Genomic DNA, 21039 nt, shown 5'->3' with positions numbered 1-21039 from the left:
CCGCAGAGCAGCATCGCCAATGCCGCCCAGGCGTTCTCGGCGGTGCCGAACTCGCTGACCAGCCTCGCCGCGCCGGCGGCGGCCGCCGACGCGGTGGATCCGATTCAGGTGCTGGACATCCTGGGCGACCTCAGTGGCCTGTTCCTCGACCCCGGCATCGGCACAGCCGGGTTGTCCACCGACGCGGTGCTGGCCGGCGCGGCGAGGCTGGTCAGCGAGTTCGGCACCGCCGAGAACGCCTGGGCGGCATTGGCGATGCTGCTCTGCGCGTTGCCCGCGGCGGTGCCGGCGGCCTGACTGACCACCGTGGACTGGGTGGCCGAACCGGCTGGGTCGGTGGTGGCGGCCGGCTCGGTGAACGGCGAGAGCGTGGTGGCTCTGGCTGCGGCGCCGGCATAGCCCTGCATGGCGGCGGTGTCCTGGGCCCACATGTCGGCGTACTGGGTTTCGGTCAGCGCTATCAACGGCGTGTTCTGTCCGAAGAAGTTGGTGGCGACCAGCGTCATCAGCAGCAGCCGGTTGGCCGCGACCACCGGGGGCGGCACCGTTTCGGCGAACGCCGTTTCGTAGGCGACGGCCGCGGCGGTGGCCTGGGCGGCCGTCTCCTCTGCCTGCAAGGCGGTGCCCTGCAGCCATGCCACGTAGGGAGCGGCGGCGGCGACCATCGCGGCCGACGACGGGCCGATCCATGGTCCGGCGGTTAGGGTCGAGATCACCGATTGATATGCGCTGGCCGCCGAATACAGTTCGGTCGCCACCTCGTCCCACGCCGCGGCGGCGGCGAGCAGGGACCCCGAGCCGGGCCCGGTGTAGATCCGGGTCGAATTGATCTCCGGTGGCAACAGTGCAAAGTCCATCGCACCCTCTCCGATCGGTCTGGGCGGCTGCTAGCCGGCCTGGAGGCGGAAATTCGGTGCGCCGCCCCCACTGCCGGCGCAAATGCTAAGCCGAACTACCAGCTAATCGCCTGGTGTTCCCATAGCCGTCACAAATAAATCACACATTTGTCTTTGCGGCCCGCGCCCGCCGCACCGCAGCGCCGGTAGCTCGGCTCGTGCCCAGCTACCGCTCGAACTCCAGGTGATGACGGATTTCCTCGGCGGCCGCCTCGAGATTGCGGTTCACCAGCCCCCGGCCGATCCATTCGCTGAGCCGGGCGAGACCCAGGCCCTTGGTCGAGAACGTCAGGCTCAGGGTGAGCCGGCTGCCGTCGCCGTCGGGCTCGACGAGCGCCGTGAACGAGTGCCGGGTGCCCTGCACCGACCGCCATTTGAGCAGGCTGCCGCGGGGCGGGGCGATCAGCACGCGGCCACCGAGCTGAATGGTGCCCCCGTCCATATAGACATCCCAAAGTTCGCCGTCGGCACGGGATTTCACGAACCGGCACCGGCTGAACGTGGATACCTGCGGGATCAGCTGGTGCGGGTCGGTGACGAAGTTGCTGCTCTCTTCCAGAGGGCAGCGGACATGGCGGCTAACCGTGACGGTCTGGGTCATCTCACCGAACCAGCGGAACGATGGTCTTGCTGGCCAGTTTCGAAAGCCCCACCTGCATCACGCTGGTGACGTAGTCGTAGGCGTGATCCCAATCGGGGTCCTCGCCGTATCGCTCCCGCAGGTCCACCGGTTCGAGCACCTGCATCCGGATCTTGGCCGGCAGCGGGAAGTGTGGCAACGGCACCGGCGACAGGCCCCACGGAATGCTCAACGTCATGGGCAGGCTCTTGACCCGGGCGAGTTTGTCCAGCCGCAACAGCTGTGCGGTGCGACGGCCGTCGTTGAGCACGATCAACGTGTCGTGGCCGCCGGTGGCCACCACCGGGACGATCTTGACGTTGCACTTGTGAGCCAACCGCAGAAAACCTTTGCGGCCGGAAAAGACGATCTTGTTGCGGTCGCGCCAGGGTCGCAGTGCCTCGACGTCGCCGCCGGGATAAACCAGCGCTGAGCCGCCGCTGTCAAAGACGCGTTCGGCGAACGAGTTCGCGGCCGGAACCACACCGAGCTTGCGGGTCAATCCCCCGATCCCGGGCGCGGCGGTGACCGTGTCGTGGGCAAGGGCGTAAAGCGGGCGGCCTTCGACCGTGAAATAGGTGTTGTAAGCGAGCAAAAAGATGAACGTGTCCGGCGTGGCGCCGCCACCGCTATGGTTTCCGACGAACAGCACCGGCTCGTCGGGAACGTTCTCAAGACCGTGCACCTCCGCGCGGAACCACACGGTGGCCGCCAGCCACAGCGGGGGCAGGACGGAGCGGATGAACTCGGGATCGCGGTGGCGAAGTTCCTGCGGAAGGCGTTGCCGGGTCACCCGATTGACACTATCCCGCGCGGCGAAGTTTTAATCACGATCGTTGTCGGTGGCCGCACCGGGGTCGCGGCGAGCAGCGGCTATTGTTGCGACGGTGCCTTCCGGGGGTTGGGTTTGCGTCGTTTAGCTGATCGAACTATCATCTGGACACATGTCCAGTTTGCTGTCGCGGCCGTCGTGGAGCCGTTGACCGCAATGCACCCGGCGCGTTTCCGCGGTGGCTCGCTGGCAGCGAAGGGTTGAGTATGCGAATTGCTCTGCTGTCCTACCGGAGTAAGGATCACTGCGGAGGACAGGGTGTTTACGTGCGGCATCTCAGCCGCGGCCTGGTGGATCTCGGTCACGAGGTGGAGGTCTTCTCCGGCCAGCCCTATCCCGAGTTATTGGATCCGCGGGTGCGTTTGACCAAGGTGCCCAGCCTGGATCTGTACCGGGAGCCGGACCCGTTCCGGGTGCCCCGCCCCAGCGAGATCCGTGATTCGATCGACCTGCTGGAACTCGCAACCATGTGGACCGCGGGATTCCCCGAACCGCGCACGTTCACGCTGCGGGTAGCGCGACTACTGGCCGAGCGGGCGGGCGACTTCGATGTCGTGCACGACAACCAGAGCCTGGGCACCGGCCTGCTCTCGCTCGCCGAGACGGGGATGCCGGTGGTCGCCACCGTGCACCACCCCATCACCCGCGACCGGCTGCTCGATCTGGCCGCCGCGCGCTGGTGGCGAAAGCCGTTGGTGCACCGCTGGTATGGGTTCTCCAACATGCAAAAGCAGGTCGCCCGCCAGATCCCGGACCTGCTGACGGTCTCGTCGTCGTCGGCCGCCGACATCGTCACCGACTTCGGCGTCTCCGCCGAGCAACTGCACGTGGTGCCCCTGGGAGTGAACACCGAACTCTTCAAGCCGGGATCGACTGCGCGGCAACCGGGCCGGGTGATGGCGATCGCCAGCGCGGACACCCCGCTGAAGGGCGTCAGCACCTTGCTGCACGCCGTCGCGAAGTTGCGGACCAGTCGGGACCTCGAATTGCGGCTGGTCGCCAAGGTGGAGACCAACGGCCCCACGCACAAGCTGATCGCCGAACTCGGGATCTCCGACATCGTGCACATCGCCAGTGGGCTGCCCGACGCGGAGCTGGCCGCCCTGTTCGCCTCGGCCGAGGTCGCGTGCATTCCGTCGCTTTACGAAGGGTTTTCGCTGCCTGCGGTGGAAGCCATGGCCAGTGGAACCCCGATCGTCGCCAGCCGGGTCGGTGCGCTGCCCGAAGTCCTTGGCACCGACGGTGCCTGCGCGGAACTGGTGGCCCCCGCCGACGTCGACGCCCTCACCCAGGCCCTCGGCAAGTTGCTTGATTCGCCGGAGCGACGCCGGAGCCTGGGGGCTGCCGGGCGGGCGCGTGCGGTCAATGTGTTCAGTTGGGAAGCCGTGGCCGCGCAAACGGTGCGCGTCTATGAGCGGGCGATCGCGCGTCGCGGCGCCGTCGAGGGCGAAGCGCGATGCTGACGGTTGACTTCGACCGGCTCGGCATCGGCCCGCGCACCACGGTGATCGATGTGGGCTGCGGCGCCGGCCGGCACGCTTTCGAGGCCTACCGGCGGGGTGCCGACGTGGTCGCGTTCGACCAGGATGCCGCCGAATTACGCTCGGTGGACAACCTGCTGCGGGCCATGGCCGAAACGGGTGAGGCGCCGCCGGCGGCGTCGGCGAAGGTGGTGCGTGGCGATGCGCTCAACCTGCCCTACGCCGACGGCACGTTCGACTGCGTCATCGCCTCGGAGATCCTCGAACACATCCCACACGACGACGCCGCGATTGCCGAGCTGATCCGGGTGCTGAAACCCGGTGGGACACTTGCGGTCAGCGTGCCACGCTGGTTGCCCGAGCGAGTCTGCTGGCTGTTGTCCGAGGAGTATCACAGCAACGAGGGCGGCCACGTCCGTATCTACCGGGCCTCCGATCTGCGCGACAAGATCGCCGGGCGCGGCATGGAATTGACCCACACCCACCACGCCCATGCATTGCACTCGCCCTTCTGGTGGCTCAAATGCGCGGTGGGGCCGTCGAAGAACGACCATCCCGCGGTCACCGCTTATCACAAGCTGCTGGTCTGGGACCTGATGCAGCGGCCCAAGATCACCCAGCTCGCCGAAACGGTGCTCAATCCGCTGGTGGGCAAGAGCGTGGCGATGTATTTCACCAAACCGCCGTCAGCGAAAGCCGAAGCACCCCAGGGGTACTCAGTTGCGTCGGGATAGCGTGCCGGCCGTTGCGGGAGTCCTGACTCCCGAGCAGTGCCGACAGACCGCGCTGTCGATCGCCGCCGCGCAGGAGCCGTCGGGCGCCATTCCCTGGTTCACCGGCGGGCACACCGATCCGTGGGATCACGTGGAGAGCGCGATGGCGCTCACCGCGGCGGGCCTGCTGGAGCCGGCGCGGGCCGCTTACGACTGGAGTCGCCGCACGCAGCGGCCCGACGGGTCCTGGCCGATCCAGCTGCGCGCGGGCGTGATCGAAGATGCCAACAGCGACAGCAACTTCTGCGCGTACATCGCCGCTGGCGTCTGGCACCATGTGCTGGTCACCGGTGACGAGAGCTTCGCGCAGACGATGTGGCCGGTGGTGCAGCGGGCGATCGACTTCGTCATCGATCTGCAGACCGGATACGGCGAAATCAGTTGGGCCCGAAGCGAAGCTGGGCCGCTGCCGGAGGCGCTGCTGACCGGATGCGCCAGCATCTTCCACAGTATCCGGTGCGCGCTGGCGCTGGCCGCCCTGATCGGGGAACCGCAACCGGAATGGGAGCTGGCGTTGGGCCGGTTGGGCCACGCGATCGTCGCGCACCCCGAGGCGTTCACCGAGAAGGACCGTTACTCGATGGACTGGTACTACCCGATCCTCGGTAGTGCCCTGCGGGGCCCGGCGGCCGAAGCCCGAATCTCCCAGCGCTGGAACGACTTTGTCGTCGGCGGGCTCGGTATTCGCTGCGTGCTCGACCGGCCGTGGGTGACCGGTGCGGAGACATGTGAATTGGTGATGGCCCTGGATGCCATCGGTCAACGGTCGGCCGCGCACCAGCAGTTCGGCGCAATGCAACATCTCCGCGAAAACGACGGGTCCTACTGGACCGGACTGGTATTCGCCGACGGCAAGCGGTGGCCCGAGGAGCGCACCACCTGGACCGGTGCGGCCATGATCCTGGCTGCCGACGCGTTGTCGGACACCACACCCGGCAGCGGCATCTTCCGCGGCGACGGCCTGCCGGTGGGGCTGCAGACCGACTTCGACTGCGAGTGCGTGTCTACCGGGCCTGGTCGCTGAGGGCCTCGACCGACTCGCCGGCCACACCGCCCACCCGCTGCAGCACCCGCAGCGATCCCGTCGCGACTACCTCGCGAAATTGGCCGGAATCTAGTGCGCGGCAATAGATTTGATACGGGGCGCGACCGCCGTCCGCGGGATCGGGAAAGACGTCGTGGATCACCAGTCCCCCGCCGGCATCCACCCACTTGGCCCAGCCCTCGAAGTCGCGGGCAGCGGCCGCCTCGGTGTGACCGCCGTCGATGAACAGGAACTGCAACGGCGACCGCCACCCTTGAGCAACGACCGGTGACTTGCCGACGACGGCGACGACATGGTCGTCGAGTCCGGCGGCGTCCAGCGCCCGGCGGAAGGTCGGCAAGGTGTCGAACAATCCGGTGACCTCGTCCACCAGCGACGCGTCGTGGTATTCCCAGCCGGCCTGATGCTCCTCGGACCCATGGTGATGGTCGACCGTGTAGAGCACACTGGCGGTCTCCTGCGCCGCCGCGCCCAGCAACAGCGTCGACTTGCCGCAATAGGTGCCGATTTCGACGCCGACCCCGCCGCTCAGGAAGCGCCGCGCCGCCTCATACAGTGCCCGGCCCTCGTCGCTCGGCATGAAGCCCCGAACCTGTTCGGCCAGCGCGAACAAGCGCTCGGTCGAGGTGGTGTCGCTGTTGCCCATCAGCCGAACCTATCGGGCGCCCAAGCAGCACCGACAACATGGTCGCCGTCCTTGCTGGCGCTTCGCGTCACCGACGCTTGCTGGACAGCCGTCCGGCGGGGGCCTCAGCCGTGCGGCGCCTCGGAAATCTTGCTGTCCGGCTTCCCGACGGTCTGGCAGTAGGCCTGCACCGATGCCCGGGTCGCGGTGATCTCCAGCGAGCTCGGCTCAGCACCGCTCTTGTCCTTGAGCATCTTGCTGACTTCTTCGCTCTGCTTCTTCTCGTCTTGGGACGTGTAATCCTTGCATTTGGTGTCACCACCGGTATTGATGACTTCTGAGGCCGAACACCCACTGAACATCAGCGCGGCGATGGCAACCATGGCAGGTGCAAGGCGCTTCATCATTACCCCTCCTCATCTCGGATTCTCAGCTCATTATTATCCGCCGCGTGATCTCCCCAAACGCGCTATTTCTGCAGCGTGAACTGGTTGACGTCGATATAGCCGGTGCGGAAGGCCTCCGCGCAGCCGGTCAGGTACCGGCGGTAGCGGTCATAGACCACCTGGCCCTGGATCGCGAGAGCGTCGTCCCGGTGGTCTTCCAGGGCCTGCGCCCAGATGTCGAGGGTCTTGGCGTAATGCTGCTGCAGGGATTGGCGGCGCGTCAGCCGGAAGCCGGCGTTCGCGGAGAGCTCCGCCACCATGTCCACCGACGGCAGGCGTCCGCCGGGAAAGATCTCGGTGCTGATGAACTTCACGAAGCGGATGTGCTCCATGGAGATGGGCAGACCACTTGCCAGCAGCTCCGCCATGGTCAATCCGGTGATGGTGTGCAGCAGCATCACACCGTCGTCCGGCAGCAGCTTGGCGACCCGCCCGAAGAAGTCGTCGTAACGGTCGTGGCCGAAGTGTTCGAACGCACCGATGGACACGATGCGGTCCACCGGCTCGGCGAACTCCTCCCAGCCCTGTAGCAGCACCTGCCGGCTGCGCGGAGTGTCCAGCTGTTCGAACATCCGCTGCACGTGGGCCGCCTGGTTCCTGGACAGCGTCAGGCCCACGACGTTCACGTCGTACTTTTCGATCGCCCGGCGCATGGTCGCGCCCCAACCGCAGCCGATGTCCAGCAGCGTCATGCCGGGTTGAAGCCCCAGCTTGCCCAGCGACAGGTCGATCTTGGCGAGCTGGGCTTCTTCCAGCGACATGTCGTCGCGTTCGAAGTAGGCGCAGCTGTATGTCTGGGTGGGGTCGAGGAACAGGCGGAAGAAGTCGTCCGACAAGTCGTAATGTGCCTGCACATCGGCAAAATGCGGCGTCAGTTGCTCAGACATGAGGGTGTGCCTTCCTGGCCCGATGCTGCCCCGGGCGCTGACCGAAGCTGGGGTAAATCAACCCGCGCGCCCTACGCCGGCCCGCAGCAGCATTCCCGTCGCAGCCCCGGCCAAAACCGAGCGATGAGTTCTGCGTGCGCCGCCGGTCATAACTTGTAGAACGGACGGATCAACACCGAAGGGGAATGCCATGCCGAACGCCCTGCCGCCGGTTGCGGACCTGCAGACCTGGCGTGCCGAGCTCGACGAGCTGCGCAAACGCGAGAAGGCCGCCACCCGTGAGCTCGACGCGATCGCGGCCCAACGGCGCCGGCTACCAATGGTGGAGTTGCCCAACTACACCCTGATCGGTGCCGACGGACCGGTCCGGCTGGCCGATATGTTCGCCGGCCGCGCCCAGCTGATCGTTTACCACCACATGTGGACGCCGGGGGCCGAATGGCAGTGCGGCGGCTGCACCGGGTTCACCTCACAGTTCACCCGGCTCGAATTCCTGGACAACTATGACGCCCGCTTCGTCATCGTCACCAACGGCACGATCGACGAGGCGCTGGCCTACAAGCGCAAGGTGGGCAACACGATGGAGTGGTACTCCGCTTCCGACAGCACCTTCGGCGCCGACATGGACGCGCCGCCCGGCGGCGGGTTCGCGGTCAACGTGTTCCTGCGCGACGGCGACACCGTCTACCGCACCTGGCACACCGCCGGCCGCGGCACCGAGCAGCTCAGCCACTCCTTCGCGCTGATCGACATCCTGCCCTGGGGCCGGCAGGAGGAATGGCTCGACTCGCCTGAAGGCTGGCCGTCGCGGCCCACCTACTCCGGCTGGCTCGACTCGCCCGACATCGCTCGCGCTTACGGGCCCGGATCCGCCACCGCCGAGCGCGGGGCTTAGGGCGGAGCCCAGCCCACGTCCTTGTAAGTAATCCCCACGTTCGGCGCCCGCAAAGTCTTGACCGACTCCAGATAAGGGCGAAATATAGGGGTTTGTGTCCTCAGCCCAGGATTACGCCGCGCAGCTGCGGATGGCGGATTTACGGGTGACGCGTCCTCGGGTCGCAGTGATGGAGGCCGTGCGCGCTCACCCACACGCCGACACCGACACCATCTTCTCGGCGGTGCGGCAAGGGTTGCCCGACGTGTCGCGTCAAGCCGTCTACGACGTCCTCAACGTGCTGACGTCGGTGGGCCTGGTACGCCGAATTCAGCCGTCCGGCTTGGTCGCTCGTTACGAGGCGCGCGTCGGCGACAACCACCATCACGTGGTCTGCCGGTCATGCGGGGTGATCGCCGACGTCGATTGCGCGGTCGGCGACGCGCCATGTCTGACACCGTCCGACGAAAGCAATGTCTTGGATGGTTTCGTTCTCGACGAGGCCGAAGTCATCTATTGGGGCCTGTGCCCCGACTGTTCTGATTTCTGATCAGCCCGATTCACCAACACCCGGAAGGAATGCAGTGTCATCCGATACATCCGATAGCCGCCCACCCCACCCCGACCACTCGGCCAGCACGAGCGAGAGCGAAAACCCGGGGATCCCGTCGCCCAAGCCGGCGTCGGACACGCCACGCACCATCCAGGACTGGTGGCCCAACCAGGTCGATGTGTCGAAGCTGCACCCGCACTCGCCGCAGGGCAACCCGCTGGGCGACGACTTCGACTACGCCGCGGAGTTCGCCAAGCTCGACCCCGAGGCGCTCAAGGCGGACCTGGTCACGTTGATGACCACTTCGCAAGACTGGTGGCCGGCGGATTACGGCCACTATGGCGGTCTGTTCATCCGCATGAGCTGGCACGCGGCCGGCACCTACCGCATCTACGACGGACGCGGGGGCGGCGGCCAGGGCCTGCAGCGGTTCGCGCCGCTGAACAGCTGGCCGGACAACGCCAGCCTGGACAAGGCGCGCCGGCTGCTGTGGCCGATCAAGAAGAAGTACGGCAACAAGATCTCCTGGGCGGACCTGTTGGTCTTCGCCGGCAACGTCGCCCTGGAGTCCATGGGCTTCAAGACGTTCGGGTTCGCCTTCGGCCGGCAGGACGTCTGGGAGCCGGAAGACATCCTCTTCGGTGAAGAGGATGAATGGCTGGGTACCGACAAGCGCTACTCGGGCAAGCGCGAGCTGGCGCAACCATACGGTGCGACCACGATGGGCCTCATCTATGTGAATCCCGAAGGCCCGGAAGGCAAGCCGGATCCGGTCGCCGCCGCGCACGACATCCGCGAAACGTTCGGCCGGATGGCCATGAACGACGAGGAGACCGCGGCGCTGATCGTGGGTGGGCACAGCTTCGGCAAGACCCACGGCGCGGGCGACGCCGAACTGGTGGGACCCGAGCCCGAAGGCGCCCCGATCGAGCAGCAGGGCCTGGGCTGGAAGAGCGCCTACGGCAGCGGGGTGGGCAAGGACGCCATCACCAGCGGTCTGGAAGTGGTGTGGACGCCGACACCGACCAAGTGGGACAACAGCTTCCTGGAGACGCTGTACGGCTACGAGTGGGAGCTGACCAAGAGCCCCGCCGGGGCATGGCAGTTCACCGCGAAGGATGGCGCCGGCGCGGGCACCATCCCCGACCCGTTCGGCGGGCCGGGCCGCAACCCGACGATGCTGGTCACCGACGTCTCATTGCGCGAGGACCCGATCTACCGGGAGATCACCAGCCGTTGGTTGAAGAACCCCGATGAGCTGTCCGAGGCCTTCGCCAAGGCGTGGTACAAGCTGCTGCACCGCGACATGGGCCCGATCTCGCGCTACCTCGGACCGTGGATTCCCGAGCCGCAGCTGTGGCAGGACCCGGTGCCGGCCGTGGACCACGAACTGGTCGACGAGCAGGACATCGCGGCCCTGAAGGCCAAGGTGCTCGAGTCCGGTCTCTCGGTGCCTCAGCTGGTCAAGACGGCATGGGCGTCGGCGGCCAGCTACCGCAACACCGACAAGCGCGGCGGCGCCAACGGGGCACGCATCCGCCTGGAGCCGCAACGCAATTGGGAGGTCAACGAGCCGTCCGAGCTGGACAAGGTGCTGCCCGTCCTGGAGCGGATCCAGCAAGACTTCAACTCGTCGGCATCCGGCGGCAAGAAGATCTCGCTGGCCGACGTGATCGTGCTGGCCGGATCCGCGGCGGTCGAGAAGGCCGCCAAGGACGCGGGCTACGAGATCTCGGTGCATTTCGCTCCCGGCCGCACCGACGCCACGCAGGAGAGCACCGACGTGGAGTCGTTCTCGGTGCTCGAGCCCCAGGCCGACGGGTTCCGTAGCTACGTGCGGCCCGGCGAGAAGGCCCCGCTCGAGCAGCTGCTGCTGGAGCGGGCGTACTTCCTGGGCGTGACGGCGCCGGAGCTGACGGTGCTGATCGGCGGTCTGCGGGTGCTGGGCGCCAACCACGGCGGCTCCAAGCACGGCGTCTTCACCGACCGGCCGGGCGCGCTGACCACCGACTTCTTCGTCAACCTGCTCGACATGGGCACGCAATGGAAGGCGTCGGAGACAGCGGAGAACGTCTACGAGGGCGTGGATCGGTCCACGGGTGCGCCCAAGTGGACCGCGACCGCCAATGACCTGGTGTTCGGTTCGAACTCGGTGCTGCGCGGACTGGTCGAGGTGTACGCGCAGGACGACAACCAGGGCAAGTTCGTCGAGGACTTCGTGGCGGCCTGGGTCAAGGTGATGAACAACGATCGGTTCGACCTGAGATAACACACTGAAGTGAGGCAACACCCCGCGGGCAATGCGCTCGCGGGGTGTTCGCTATTCGCCCAAAGTCAGCGGTTGAGGTCCCACTGGCCGAAGTCGGCGGCCAACACGTCGTCGACGTCGACGTGGATCCCGCCCAGCACCGGCCCGTCCAGCACGCCCTGATACAGCACCGCGGCCGGCTCGCGCTGGCCGTTCGACCATGCCCTCGTCTGCCATGCCCAGCGGTGCCCGGGGGTGGTCGAGTTGCCGACGACGTTGTCGCCGATCGCCCAGCCGCACGCCTGGGCATGCCCGTAGATGCCGGTGCGGCCGACGCCGAGCACCGAGTTGATGCCGCGGAACCATTGCACCGCAATGTCATTCCAGGTGTTGCGGTCGATGTTGTCGTCAACGCTGAAGAAGATCGGCGCCGACGGTGTGCCACCCGCGGCGTTGTGCAGGTTCAGTGCCGTTCTCGCGTCCGCCACGCCGCCGTCGTAGCCGCGGGTGTAGTCCGACGGGTCGGGCCAGCCGGGTTTGCCGTACTGGAAGTTGCTGACGATCTGCAGACCGGCCGCCCGAAGCGAGTCGGCGTACTGGCGGGTGATGGGCTTGGCCTCGAAGTTGGAGCCGGGCCGCGCCTCGGACACGTAGTTCACCACCCCGTCGTAGCCGGCGGCCTTGATCTCCTCCGGGGCGATCCTGCGCTCGGCAAAGTCGATGAGCCGGGTGGTTGCCGCCGAAGCCGGTGGAGGGCTCAACGCCGCAGCCAGTGGCGCCGCGCCCAGCAATACCGGGGCCAGTGCGTAGCGGAAGACGTCGCGTCGGGAAACGGAGCCGGAGGTGTGCTGGGTTGCCGAGTCGTGCATCGCGCGATGGTAACGCGTCACCCTCGCTGCAACCGAGCCCTGGCCTCCGCTGCCGCGTCGACGGCGGCTTCGCTGGCGTCCTGCGCGGCGCGGTACCGGTCCTCGGCCGCGCTCAATTCACGCTCGGCCGCCCGCAGCGCCTGCAACGCTTCGTCGCGGCGCTGCTCGGCGGCCTCAACCGCGGCCCGCCGTTCGGACAGCACCCGGTCGGCCTTGGCTTCGGCGCGCTCGGCGGCCGCGACCGCAGCGGTCAGCTTTTCCCGCTGCCGGCGGGCCGCCTCGGCATCCTTGTCGCGTTGGGGTGTCGGGGTCCCTTTCGGTTTCGGCTTTGCTTTCGGCGGTGTCGCCGGCCGGTCGTCGCGCGCCGGTTTCGACACGGCCGTCACGTCGCCGAAATCACCGAATCCGGACCATTGTTCGGCCTTGGCGAGCCGGCCCAGCCGCGCCGAGACGTCCGGGTCGGCGATGGCGGCTTGCAGCGTGCCGGCCACGTCGTCACGCACCACCGCCGAGGGGTCCGTCAGCCCGGCGGCCTCCAAGGCGGCCTTGGTGAGTTCGTTGATCAGGGTGTGCTGACGGGCCGACAACTCCCGGATCTGCACGCCGTCCATGGCGGCATGGGCGGCCCGCAGGCTGTCGCCGAGCTCAGCCAGGCGCGACTTGGCATCCCGCTGCCCTATCACCAGCCGGTTGACCACCCACGCCGCCGTGGTGGGTCGGCGAGCAGCGGAGATCTCCTTGGCCGCCGCGGCGTCCCCGCGGTCCTTGGCCGCTTTCGCCAATTTCGTGCGCTCGGCGGTGAACTCGTTGGGCGGCGCCCAGTACAGGGTGTCGAGCTCGTCGTCGGCCATACCGCCATGATCTCCCCCGCCCGGGTGAGTAATGCAACTGTTTCGAAGAGCTGGCCAAGGGCTACCTAACGCCGTGATGAAAACCAACCCAGTCCACGGCCGGCGCCGCCGGTTGCTGTTGTGCCTGCTCGCCGTGCTCGGCGTGATCGGCGCAGTTCAGCTGGCGTCGCATTGGCGGTGCCCGGACGGCCGCTGCGCCGGCGGCCTGACCACCGCAACGGGGCCCGCCCGGGTCAGCGTGACCCCCGGTGCCGACGCGCATGACGTTCAGCCGGTCACCCAGGTCGAGGTGAAGGCGGAGACGGGAAGCCTCACCGAGGTTCGGATGGTCAACGATGCGGGCAAACCGGTGGACGGTGTGATGACCCCGGACAACACCGTCTGGAAGCCCGTCACCGCGCTGGGCTACGCGCGGACCTACACCCTCACCGTCACCAGCCGCGGGCCCAACGGTGAAGAGAACACCCAGGTTTCGTCGTTCTCGACGGTGCGCCCGTCGAATCAGACCAAGGTCGCGTTCACCGCGACGTCGGAGGCGACCCTGCGCGAGGGCGGCGCCTACGGCGTGGGAACGGTCATCGTCGCGTATTTCGACGAGCCAATCTCCGACCGCGCGGCCGCTGAACGGCGGTTGACGGTGACCACCAACCCCGCGGTGCAGGGTTCCTGGTTCTGGGTCGACGACCAACATGCCCATTGGCGTCCGGAGCGGTACTACGCGCCGGGTACCACAGTCACGGCCGAGGCCAAGATCTACGGAATCCCGGTGGGCGACGGCCTGTTCGGCCAGGAGGACAGCCGCGTGTCGTTCCGGATCGGCGACGCGCACGTCTCCATCGCCGACGACGCCACCAAGCTGATCAGCGTCTTCGACAACGGAAAACTGGTTCGCACCATGCCGACGTCCATGGGGATGGGCGGGACCGAGACGGTCGGTGGCCGGACCCTGTCGTTCTGGACCCCGCCGGGCGTCTACACCGTGCTGGACAAGGCGAACCCGGTGGTGATGGACTCGTCGACCTTCGGCCTGCCCAAGAACTCCCGGCTCGGCTATCGCGAAACCATCAACTACGCCACCCGGATCAGCATCGACGGCATCTATCTGCACCAGCTTGACTCGACGGTGTGGGCGCAGGGCCACACCGACACCTCGCATGGTTGCTTGAACCTCAACGGTGAGAACGCCAAGTGGTTCTACGACTTCTCGGTGCCCGGCGATGTCGTGGAGGTCCGCAACAGCGGTGGCCCGCCGCTGAAGACCGAGCAAAACGGCGACTGGACCATGAGTTGGGAGCAGTGGCGCAAGGGCAGCGCGCTGCAAACCCAATAGCGCGCAGTTCAAATCGCCGAGAAGTCAAGTTCGGGCAGGTCGCGGACGGCTGTCCGGGATGCGCTCGGAGGACGGCCGCCCCGGGGGGTATGTCCGGTCGTATGGAAGTCGAAGTCATCGAAACCTCGAGTCTGGGTGATCGAAGTTATGTGGTGGTCGGCGACGACGCGGTGGTGGTGATCGATCCCCAGCGTGACATCGACCGGGTCACCCGGCTGCTCGGCGAGCGCGCGGAGCGCATCACCCATGTGCTGGAAACACACCTGCACAACGACTATGTGACGGGCGGGCTCGAGCTGTCCCGAACCACCGGCGCCGAGTATGTGGTGCCCGCGGGTGACGAGCAGCTCGGCTACCCCGCCCGCCGGGTGTGCGACGGCGACGTCATCGAGGCCGGCGATTTCAGCCTGCGGGTGGTTCACACGCCCGGCCACACCCGCGAGCACGTCAGCTATGTGCTCACCGCGGCCTCAGCTGAAGTGGTAGGCGTATTCACCGGCGGCTCAATGCTTTTCGACACCACCGGGCGCACCGACCTGCTGGGCGCCGACCACGCCCACGAACTCACCGTCGACCAGTACCGGTCGGTGCGCCGGCTGGCCGACGAACTTCCCGCCGACGCCGCGGTCTACCCCACCCACGGCTTCGGCAGTTTCTGCTCGGCCGACACCGCCGGCCGCGACTCCTCGACCGTCGGCGAGCAACGCCGGACCAACCCGGCGCTGACCAAGGATGAAGAAACCTTCGTCGAGGAACTGCTTGCCGGGCTGTCGGACTATCCCGCCTACTACGAGCACATGGGCGTCATCAACCGCAACGGCCCCGAGGCGGTCGATCTGTCGGATCCCGCGCCGGTCGACCCCGCCGAATTGCGCCGGCGCATCGAAGCCGGCGAATGGGTGGTCGACTTGCGCTCCCGAACCGCTTTCGCCGCGGGCCACCTCGGCGGCTCCTATGGGTTCGAGCTCTCGGACTCCTTCATCACCTATCTGGGTTGGCTGTACGCCTGGGGCGAGCCATTGACGCTGATCGGCGACGATGCGGACCAGATCGCCACGGCGCGAAGGGAACTGGTGCGCATCGGGGTGGATGATGTGCGCGGCGCGGCGACCGGAGACATCCAGAAGCTGGCCCACGGATCGGAATTGCGCTCGTATCGGGTGGCCGACTTCGGTGCGCTGGTCTCCGAGATCCGTCGCGACGACGTCGCCGTGCTCGATGTCCGCCGCGAGGACGAATTCCTCGACAGCCACGTCCTCAAGGCGATCAACATCCCGGTGCACGAACTGACGCGGCGCCTCGACGAATTACCCGACGCGGAGATATGGGTGCACTGCGCGAGCGGATACCGCGCCTCGGTGGCGGCCTCGATCCTGGACAAAGACGGCCGCACCGTGGTTCTGGTCGACGACAAGTTCGGCGCCGCAGAGGAACTCGGGTTGACCGAGGCCGGACGGGAGTCTGCCGGGGCCCCGTCGAAGGTCTAGGCCACCGACGCCCCGCCACCCAGGTTGGCCACGACGGTGTCGGCGTCGGCATCCGCGCCCCGGTTGTATGGCAACTTGGACAGGGCGCTGGCCATCGCGCACGTGTCGGTGACGGCCGCGAACGTCAATCCGCCGCCGATCGCGGCCGCGAGCCACTTCAGCTTCGGCAGCGCGACGCTGCCGATCACCGACGACAGCACGATGGAGCCCGCAACCAGTCGCACCTGCCGCTCCAGTTCCCAGCGTTGCCGCCCCCGGTTGACGGCCCGACCCTCGCCCTGCCAGCCGGTGATCCCGTTCTCCAGTACCCGGCCCGAGGGCACACCGGCGCCGCGCAGCAACTCCCCGGCTTTCGCCGCGCGCTGACCCGACTTGCAGACCAGCACCACATCTTCCTGTTTGAGTTGCTCGGCGATCTCGGATCGACGTGCCCTCAGCACATCGAGGGGCACGTTGTGGGACCCGGCGATATGCGCCGTCTCGTACTCGGCGGGCGTTCGCACGTCCAGTACCCGTGGGGGGCTGGACGAGTCGAGCAGCTTGTTCAGTTCCGCCGGGCTGATCGTGGCCGCAGCCGATGCATTCATGCCATTCTCCCTCGTCAACTGGGCGCCAGTGTGCGCTGCCCATCCGGTGAGCTGTCCCGATTCGCATACCCGGCGAGGCGCTTGCGGACCCCGGTTTAACTCGCCGCGACTTTTAGCCCGTCGTCCGGCGCTCCCGCTCCGGTGAAACATTGTTGTTAAGCCGCGCTATGGCCGCGCGGGAGTCGCTAACATCTTGCTGTGCTTCCTCTCGGTGCCCGGAAATTGCTCGTTCGCGGTCTCGCCGCTGCCGTGCCGGCGGCCGCGGTTTTCCTCTCTGGCGTGGTGTTGCCGCCTGGCGCGCCCGGTGCCCCGGCAACGGCATCGGCCAGTTGCCCCGATGTCGAGGTCGTGTTTGCTCGCGGCCGTTATGAGTCTGCGGGCCCGGGCACGCTCGGCAACGCCTTCATCAGCTCGCTGCGTTCCAAGATCGGCGGGCGCAGCATGGGCACCTATGCCGTGAAGTACCCCGCCGACACCGAAGTCGATGTCGGCGCCAACGACATGAGCCGGCACGTCCAATACATGGCGAACAGCTGCCCGAACACCCGTCTGGTGTTGGGTGGCTACTCACTCGGTGCGGCGGTGACCGACGTGGTGCTGGCGGTCCCGATGTCCGCCTTCGGATTCGACAGCCCGCTGCCGGAAGGCACCGATCAACACATCGCCGCGGTTGCTTTGTTCGGCAACGGGATTCAGTGGGTCGGGCCGATCACCAATTTCAGTCCGATCTACAACGACCGGACCATCGAGCTCTGTCACGGCGCCGACCCGGTATGTAACCCGGCCGACCCGAACACCTGGAAAGAGAACTGGCCGCAGCACCTGGCCAGCGCGTACGTCGACGCGGGGATGGCCAACCAGGCAGCGGACTTCGTCGCCGGCAAGCTGTAACTACCGGATCCTGGACCGCAGCGCGGTCCAGCCGATCACTGGCAGCGCGCCGCGCACCACAACCATGCGCTGAACGCGGCGGACCACCACCAGTCCGGCCAGCTGCACGACAAGGCGGCCGAGGGCGACCCGGCTCGTTCGTTGTTTCCAGGTCATCGGTCTCCCGGCGGTGCGATGGCCCCACTGGTAACCGATGCACAGGGCCATCCCCAGCGCGCAGCCAACGAAGAGCACCGTCATGAGATCAGCGTCCTCGGCCGCCGTCGCAACGGGGTCACATGCCAGCCACGCCTCGGCCAACATCGGCCGCCCGTGTGCCCGAAATAAAATCATCGTGATGAATAGGGTATTTCGGACCGAATTTTGGGAACCCCCAGCGGGTAAATAAGTTCACGCCGCGCCGAACTATTGCATCGGAATGTCATATCGTCGCCGTGCGAATTTATATCCAACGATTCACTTTGCTGTGCTATAGGGGCGGCCGGTGTGGCGGCCGCGGGGTATTTCGTGCGTTCACCGGTGCCGCCTACCGCCGGTTCTCCGGAGTGCCATTTTCCGGATGCGGGCGCTGCGGTGGCGGCCGATCTGGGTGCCGCCCCGACTGCGGCGGCCCAGTCGACCGGTTTACGCGTCAGCTTGCCCGCTGGGCGGAAAAGCTGTCACCACAAGGGTTTAGACAGCCGCATTGGTCTGGCTGCCGGGCCGGGATGCCTCGGGAGATCGACCGCCCCCGCGGTGGCACGGCCGGTCGGCGCCGCTCGACCGGAGCCGCAGATTATCCGCCGAAGAACTGCTGGAAGGCTGCCCGATTTCTATGAAAGAGGTGTGACTAAAAATCAAGATGAATGTTGAGGAAACATCAAGATCAGGGTCCATTCCGGAGAATCGAGCGCGTTGAACCAGCGGACGCTCTGTCAATACCGTCCTGAGACAACGGCAGCACATTGACGTGTATTCAGCCGAGCGCCCGTCCCACAGCCCGATGGAGGAACTTTATGTCTTTCGTCCGCACTTATCCAGAGCACCTGGCCGCGGCCGCCAGCAACCTGCGGTCCCTGGGCGCTGCCCTGAACGTGGGTAATGCGGCAGCCGCAGGGCCCACGACGGGCGTCGTTCCCGCGGCTGCGGACGAGGTGTCGATCCTGACGGCGGCGCAGTTCGCCACCCACGCCGCGCGGTTCCAAGAGCTGCACGCGCGTGCGGCCCAGATCCAGGCGGCCCTGACGGCCACCCTGTCCACCAGCGCCGGTTCGTACGCGGAGACCGAAGCCGCCAACGCCGCTGCCGCTCACTAGCGCGCAAACACCGGGATTTAGGGGATAAATAGCGATGGTTGATTACGGCTTGCTGCCGCCCGAGATCAACTCTGGGCGCATCTACGCCGGTCCGGGTGCAGGTTCGCTGCTCGCGGCCGCCACCGCCTGGAGTGGGCTGGCGGCTGATCTGCAAGCCGCGGCGGCCGGGCATCGATCGGTGATCACCGCGTTGACCAGTGGACCGTGGCTCGGGCCTGCAGCGGGGAAACTGCTGGCGAGCGTGAGTCCGTTCATCACGTGGCTGGAGACCAGCGCCGAGCAGGCCGGTGAGGCGGCAAGCCAGGCGAGCGCGGCAGTGGCCGCCTACGAGGCGGCCTTCGCGGCCAGCGTGCCGCCGCCCCTGATCGCGGCCAACCGTGCCCAGTTGCAGGAGCTGATCACCACGAACCTGCTGGGCCAGAACAGTGCGGCGATCGCGCAACTCGAGGCGCAGTACGCCGAATTCTGGGCGCAGGACTCGGGGGCGATGTACACCTACGCCGGCCGGTCGGCCTCGGCCGCGCAGTTGTCGGAGCTGCCCGCGCCGGCCGAAGTCGCCGACCCGATGGGGGTCGCCGACCAGGCGATCGCAGTTGTCAAGGCGCAGGTCAACAGTGTCTACACCAACGTGAACAACGTGACGTCACAAATCACGCCACGGGTCGGCGACGTGCTCAAGACCCTGTCGTCGCCGATCAACGGCGCGGCCATCGACCAGTTCCTGGTTGCCAACACTCCCCTGGATGACATCGTCTCGCTGTACAGCAAGTACCTGTCCCCGTACGTGAACTCGCTGGCGGCGATGATCCAGTCGACACAGTCGTTCGGTCAGGTCAGCAACGGTCTGACCGCCATGGCCAACTTCGCGAAGCCCGCAGCCGCGGCGGCGAGTAAGGCTGCCGAGGGCGCGGCGTCAGCCGCCGGCGCCGCCGCTCAGGCCGCCGGTTCGGCGGCAGCCGGGGTCGCGTCCAAGGTCGGCGCCGTGGCCGCGGGCCTGGGTAAGGCCACCCCGATCGGGGGCCTTTCGGTGCCGGCGAACTGGGTTCCATGGCAGGCCACCACCAACCCCGGCCTCGTCTCGGCGATCTCGACCGGCGCGGAAGGCAGCAGCTTCCCGATGGCCCCGCCGTTCGGTCAGTTCGTCAACGGCGGTTACGGCCGCAACCTACCGACCTACGGCTTCAAGCCTTCGGTCATGGCGAAGCCGCCGGCCGCCGGCTAACGGCCGGCTCTGGGGGAACGAAAGCTCATGGTTGACTACGGCTTGTTGCCGCCTGAGATCAATTCCGGGCGCATGTACGCCGGTCCCGGTTCCGGTCCGTTGCTGGCCGCCGCGGCGGCCTGGAGCGCACTCGCCGCCGACCTGCAGTCCGCCGCGGCGGGCCACCGGTCGGTGATCACCGAGCTGACCAGCGGCCCCTGGCTGGGGCCGTCGTCGGCGTCGCTGCTCGCGGCGGTCACGCCGTTCATCACCTGGCTGGACGACAGCGCGCTGGAGGCCGAGCAGACGGCAAGCCAGGCCTTCGCCGCCGCGGCCGCCTACGAGGCGGCGTTCGCGGCAACGATCCCGCCGCCGGTGATCGAGGCCAACCGCGCGCTACTGGCGGTGCTGGTCGCGACCAACTTCCTCGGGCAGAACACCCCGGCGATCGCGGCCACCGAAGCCCTCTACGCCGAATTCTGGGCCCAGGACGCCTCGGCCATGTACACCTATGCGGGCAACTCGGCGGCCGCAACCGAACTGGTGGAATTGCCCGAACCGACCGACGTCGCAGACCCCTACGCGTTGATCGACCAGGCGATCGCCGTGCTGAAGTCGCAATACAACAACGGCCTCAGCAACATCATGAACATCGCCGGGCAGGTCAACCCGCGGGTGGCCGACGTCCTGCAAACACTTTCCTCGCCCATCAACGGCCCGGCGATCGATCAATGGCTGATGGCCAACACGCCGCTGGACGACATCGTGCCGCTGTACAGCAAATACCTCTCGCCGTACGTCTCAATGATCACTGCGATGTTCCAGTCCGGGCAGGCCTTCGGCCAGGCCAGCAGCGCTCCAGTTGCGATGACCACGTTCCTGAACAACGCGGCCAAGGCGGCACAGGTCGCCGAGGGCGCCGCTCAGGCCGCAGGATCGGCGGCGGGCACCCTGGGCACCAAAGTCGGCAGCGTCACCGCGGGCCTCGGCAGGGCGGTACCACTGAGCGGACTGTCGGTGCCCGCCAGCTGGACCAGCTCGGTGAACGCGGCAACCGGTACCGGGGCGACGGCGATCAGCAACGGCACCGCCATCCCGGCCGCGGCGGAAGGAGCCGTCGTCGGCCACACCCCGGTGGCCCCGCCGTTCGGGCAGTTCATCAACGCCGGCAACGGACGGAAGACCCCGGCGTACGGGCACCGGCTCACCTTCATGACACGGCCACCCGCGGCCGGCTAACGGCAAGTGC

21 protein-coding genes and 1 pseudogene are annotated in these 21039 nt (G+C 67.2%); 12 read left to right on the top strand and 10 right to left on the bottom strand.

The window, feature by feature from the left end:
- Positions 1-179: 179 nt before the first annotated feature.
- The 3 genes and pseudogenes from A9X01_RS10340 to A9X01_RS10330 form a co-directional block, all read right to left on the bottom strand.
- Positions 180-857: pseudogene (locus A9X01_RS10340) on the bottom strand (PPE family protein); the annotation flags it as partial.
- 205 nt (positions 858-1062) lie between these two features.
- The gene (locus A9X01_RS10335) at positions 1063-1497 is read right to left on the bottom strand and encodes an SRPBCC family protein (protein WP_065120667.1); all 435 of its coding nucleotides are present in this window, start codon (positions 1495-1497) and stop codon (positions 1063-1065) included.
- A 1-nt stretch (position 1498) separates the two neighbouring features.
- Complete coding sequence (locus A9X01_RS10330) at positions 1499-2308, bottom strand: lysophospholipid acyltransferase family protein (RefSeq protein ID WP_065120666.1); 810 nt, start codon at positions 2306-2308, stop codon at positions 1499-1501.
- A 245-nt stretch (positions 2309-2553) separates the two neighbouring features.
- On the opposite strand from A9X01_RS10330, the gene manT reads away from it, so the two are divergent.
- From manT to mmpH, 3 genes are read left to right on the top strand one after another with little or no spacing between them, the layout of a single operon-like run.
- Positions 2554-3810 carry an MMP alpha-(1->4)-mannosyltransferase gene (gene manT, locus A9X01_RS10325; protein ID WP_065120665.1) on the top strand — a complete coding sequence of 419 codons (1257 nt, stop codon included), beginning with the start codon at positions 2554-2556 and terminating at the stop codon, positions 3808-3810.
- Positions 3804-4562: a class I SAM-dependent methyltransferase gene (locus A9X01_RS10320; protein WP_065120664.1), complete on the top strand. Its 759-nt coding sequence runs from the start codon at positions 3804-3806 to the stop codon at positions 4560-4562. The genes manT and A9X01_RS10320 overlap by 7 nt, the downstream gene beginning before the upstream one ends.
- Positions 4549-5625, top strand: coding sequence for an MMP endo-(1,4)-3-O-methyl-alpha-D-mannosidase (gene mmpH, locus A9X01_RS10315; protein WP_065120663.1), 1077 nt, complete (start codon positions 4549-4551; stop codon positions 5623-5625). The genes A9X01_RS10320 and mmpH overlap by 14 nt, the downstream gene beginning before the upstream one ends.
- Here mmpH and A9X01_RS10310 read toward each other — a convergent pair.
- The 3 genes from A9X01_RS10310 to A9X01_RS10300 form a co-directional block, all read right to left on the bottom strand.
- Entirely contained in the window at positions 5606-6292 is a 687-nt protein-coding gene (locus A9X01_RS10310) for a class I SAM-dependent methyltransferase (RefSeq protein ID WP_065120662.1), read from the bottom strand. The genes mmpH and A9X01_RS10310 overlap by 20 nt on opposite strands.
- Before the next feature lie 104 nt (positions 6293-6396).
- Entirely contained in the window at positions 6397-6678 is a 282-nt protein-coding gene (locus tag A9X01_RS10305; protein WP_065120661.1) for a hypothetical protein, read from the bottom strand.
- 62 nt (positions 6679-6740) lie between these two features.
- Entirely contained in the window at positions 6741-7604 is an 864-nt protein-coding gene (locus tag A9X01_RS10300) for a cyclopropane mycolic acid synthase family methyltransferase (protein ID WP_065120660.1), read from the bottom strand.
- A gap of 190 nt (positions 7605-7794) precedes the next feature.
- Here A9X01_RS10300 and A9X01_RS10295 point away from each other — a divergent pair, with 190 nt between their 5' ends.
- The 3 genes from A9X01_RS10295 (at position 7795) to katG (ending at position 11300) form a co-directional block, all read left to right on the top strand.
- The gene (locus A9X01_RS10295; RefSeq protein ID WP_065120659.1) at positions 7795-8499 is read left to right on the top strand and encodes a DUF899 domain-containing protein; all 705 of its coding nucleotides are present in this window, start codon (positions 7795-7797) and stop codon (positions 8497-8499) included.
- Positions 8500-8593: 94 nt separating this feature from the next.
- Positions 8594-9028, top strand: coding sequence for a Fur family transcriptional regulator (locus A9X01_RS10290; RefSeq protein WP_155772018.1), 435 nt, complete (start codon positions 8594-8596; stop codon positions 9026-9028).
- Positions 9029-9062: 34 nt separating this feature from the next.
- Positions 9063-11300, top strand: a complete 2238-nt coding sequence (katG, locus tag A9X01_RS10285; RefSeq protein WP_065120658.1) for a catalase/peroxidase HPI — start codon at positions 9063-9065, stop codon at positions 11298-11300.
- A 65-nt stretch (positions 11301-11365) separates the two neighbouring features.
- On the opposite strand, the gene A9X01_RS10280 is transcribed toward katG, so the two are convergent.
- Positions 11366-12148, bottom strand: coding sequence for a DUF1906 domain-containing protein (locus A9X01_RS10280; protein WP_065120657.1), 783 nt, complete (start codon positions 12146-12148; stop codon positions 11366-11368).
- Positions 12149-12165: 17 nt separating this feature from the next.
- A complete protein-coding gene (locus tag A9X01_RS10275; RefSeq protein ID WP_065120656.1) occupies positions 12166-12999 on the bottom strand; it encodes a hypothetical protein in 834 nt (277 codons plus the stop codon).
- A 76-nt stretch (positions 13000-13075) separates the two neighbouring features.
- Between A9X01_RS10275 and A9X01_RS10270 the strand changes: the two genes are divergently transcribed.
- Positions 13076-14329, top strand: a complete 1254-nt coding sequence (locus tag A9X01_RS10270; RefSeq protein ID WP_065120655.1) for a L,D-transpeptidase — start codon at positions 13076-13078, stop codon at positions 14327-14329.
- A gap of 101 nt (positions 14330-14430) precedes the next feature.
- A complete protein-coding gene (locus A9X01_RS10265) occupies positions 14431-15816 on the top strand; it encodes an MBL fold metallo-hydrolase (protein ID WP_065120654.1) in 1386 nt (461 codons plus the stop codon).
- Here the strand turns inward: A9X01_RS10265 and A9X01_RS10260 are convergent.
- Positions 15813-16403, bottom strand: a complete 591-nt coding sequence (locus A9X01_RS10260) for a rhodanese-like domain-containing protein (RefSeq protein WP_065120653.1) — start codon at positions 16401-16403, stop codon at positions 15813-15815. The two genes, A9X01_RS10265 and A9X01_RS10260, sit on opposite strands and share 4 nt — an antisense overlap.
- Before the next feature lie 222 nt (positions 16404-16625).
- Here A9X01_RS10260 and A9X01_RS10255 point away from each other — a divergent pair, with 222 nt between their 5' ends.
- Positions 16626-17294: a cutinase family protein gene (locus A9X01_RS10255; protein WP_065120672.1), complete on the top strand. Its 669-nt coding sequence runs from the start codon at positions 16626-16628 to the stop codon at positions 17292-17294.
- Here the strand turns inward: A9X01_RS10255 and A9X01_RS10250 are convergent, their stop codons facing one another.
- Positions 17295-17627: a hypothetical protein gene (locus A9X01_RS10250; RefSeq protein ID WP_253849046.1), complete on the bottom strand. Its 333-nt coding sequence runs from the start codon at positions 17625-17627 to the stop codon at positions 17295-17297.
- A gap of 662 nt (positions 17628-18289) precedes the next feature.
- On the opposite strand from A9X01_RS10250, the gene A9X01_RS10245 reads away from it, so the two are divergent.
- From A9X01_RS10245 to A9X01_RS31840, 3 genes are read left to right on the top strand one after another with little or no spacing between them, the layout of a single operon-like run.
- Complete coding sequence (locus tag A9X01_RS10245; protein WP_065120651.1) at positions 18290-18589, top strand: PE family protein; 300 nt, start codon at positions 18290-18292, stop codon at positions 18587-18589.
- A 34-nt stretch (positions 18590-18623) separates the two neighbouring features.
- Positions 18624-19811, top strand: coding sequence for a PPE family protein (locus A9X01_RS10240; protein ID WP_065120650.1), 1188 nt, complete (start codon positions 18624-18626; stop codon positions 19809-19811).
- A gap of 27 nt (positions 19812-19838) precedes the next feature.
- Positions 19839-21029, top strand: a complete 1191-nt coding sequence (locus A9X01_RS31840; protein WP_065120649.1) for a PPE family protein — start codon at positions 19839-19841, stop codon at positions 21027-21029.
- The last annotated feature ends 10 nt before the right edge of the window (positions 21030-21039 follow it).

The organism is Mycobacterium asiaticum (genome assembly GCF_001668675.1).
GTDB classification, from domain to species: domain Bacteria; phylum Actinomycetota; class Actinomycetes; order Mycobacteriales; family Mycobacteriaceae; genus Mycobacterium; species Mycobacterium asiaticum_D.
This window is presented reverse-complemented; position numbering and strand designations above follow the sequence as displayed.

Coding starts and splice junctions, on each gene's coding strand:
- A9X01_RS10335 (WP_065120667.1), bottom strand. CDS start 1,497: ATGACCCAGACCGTCACGGTTAGCCGCCATGTCCGCTGCCCTCTGGAA.
- manT (WP_065120665.1), top strand. CDS start 2,554: ATGCGAATTGCTCTGCTGTCCTACCGGAGTAAGGATCACTGCGGAGGA.
- A9X01_RS10320 (WP_065120664.1), top strand. CDS start 3,804: ATGCTGACGGTTGACTTCGACCGGCTCGGCATCGGCCCGCGCACCACG.
- A9X01_RS10310 (WP_065120662.1), bottom strand. CDS start 6,292: ATGGGCAACAGCGACACCACCTCGACCGAGCGCTTGTTCGCGCTGGCC.
- A9X01_RS10305 (WP_065120661.1), bottom strand. CDS start 6,678: ATGATGAAGCGCCTTGCACCTGCCATGGTTGCCATCGCCGCGCTGATG.
- A9X01_RS10300 (WP_065120660.1), bottom strand. CDS start 7,604: ATGTCTGAGCAACTGACGCCGCATTTTGCCGATGTGCAGGCACATTAC.
- A9X01_RS10295 (WP_065120659.1), top strand. CDS start 7,795: ATGCCGAACGCCCTGCCGCCGGTTGCGGACCTGCAGACCTGGCGTGCC.
- A9X01_RS10280 (WP_065120657.1), bottom strand. CDS start 12,148: ATGCACGACTCGGCAACCCAGCACACCTCCGGCTCCGTTTCCCGACGC.
- A9X01_RS10275 (WP_065120656.1), bottom strand. CDS start 12,999: ATGGCCGACGACGAGCTCGACACCCTGTACTGGGCGCCGCCCAACGAG.
- A9X01_RS10270 (WP_065120655.1), top strand. CDS start 13,076: ATGAAAACCAACCCAGTCCACGGCCGGCGCCGCCGGTTGCTGTTGTGC.
- A9X01_RS10265 (WP_065120654.1), top strand. CDS start 14,431: ATGGAAGTCGAAGTCATCGAAACCTCGAGTCTGGGTGATCGAAGTTAT.
- A9X01_RS10260 (WP_065120653.1), bottom strand. CDS start 16,403: ATGAATGCATCGGCTGCGGCCACGATCAGCCCGGCGGAACTGAACAAG.
- A9X01_RS10250 (WP_253849046.1), bottom strand. CDS start 17,627: ATGATTTTATTTCGGGCACACGGGCGGCCGATGTTGGCCGAGGCGTGG.
- A9X01_RS10245 (WP_065120651.1), top strand. CDS start 18,290: ATGTCTTTCGTCCGCACTTATCCAGAGCACCTGGCCGCGGCCGCCAGC.
- A9X01_RS10240 (WP_065120650.1), top strand. CDS start 18,624: ATGGTTGATTACGGCTTGCTGCCGCCCGAGATCAACTCTGGGCGCATC.
- A9X01_RS31840 (WP_065120649.1), top strand. CDS start 19,839: ATGGTTGACTACGGCTTGTTGCCGCCTGAGATCAATTCCGGGCGCATG.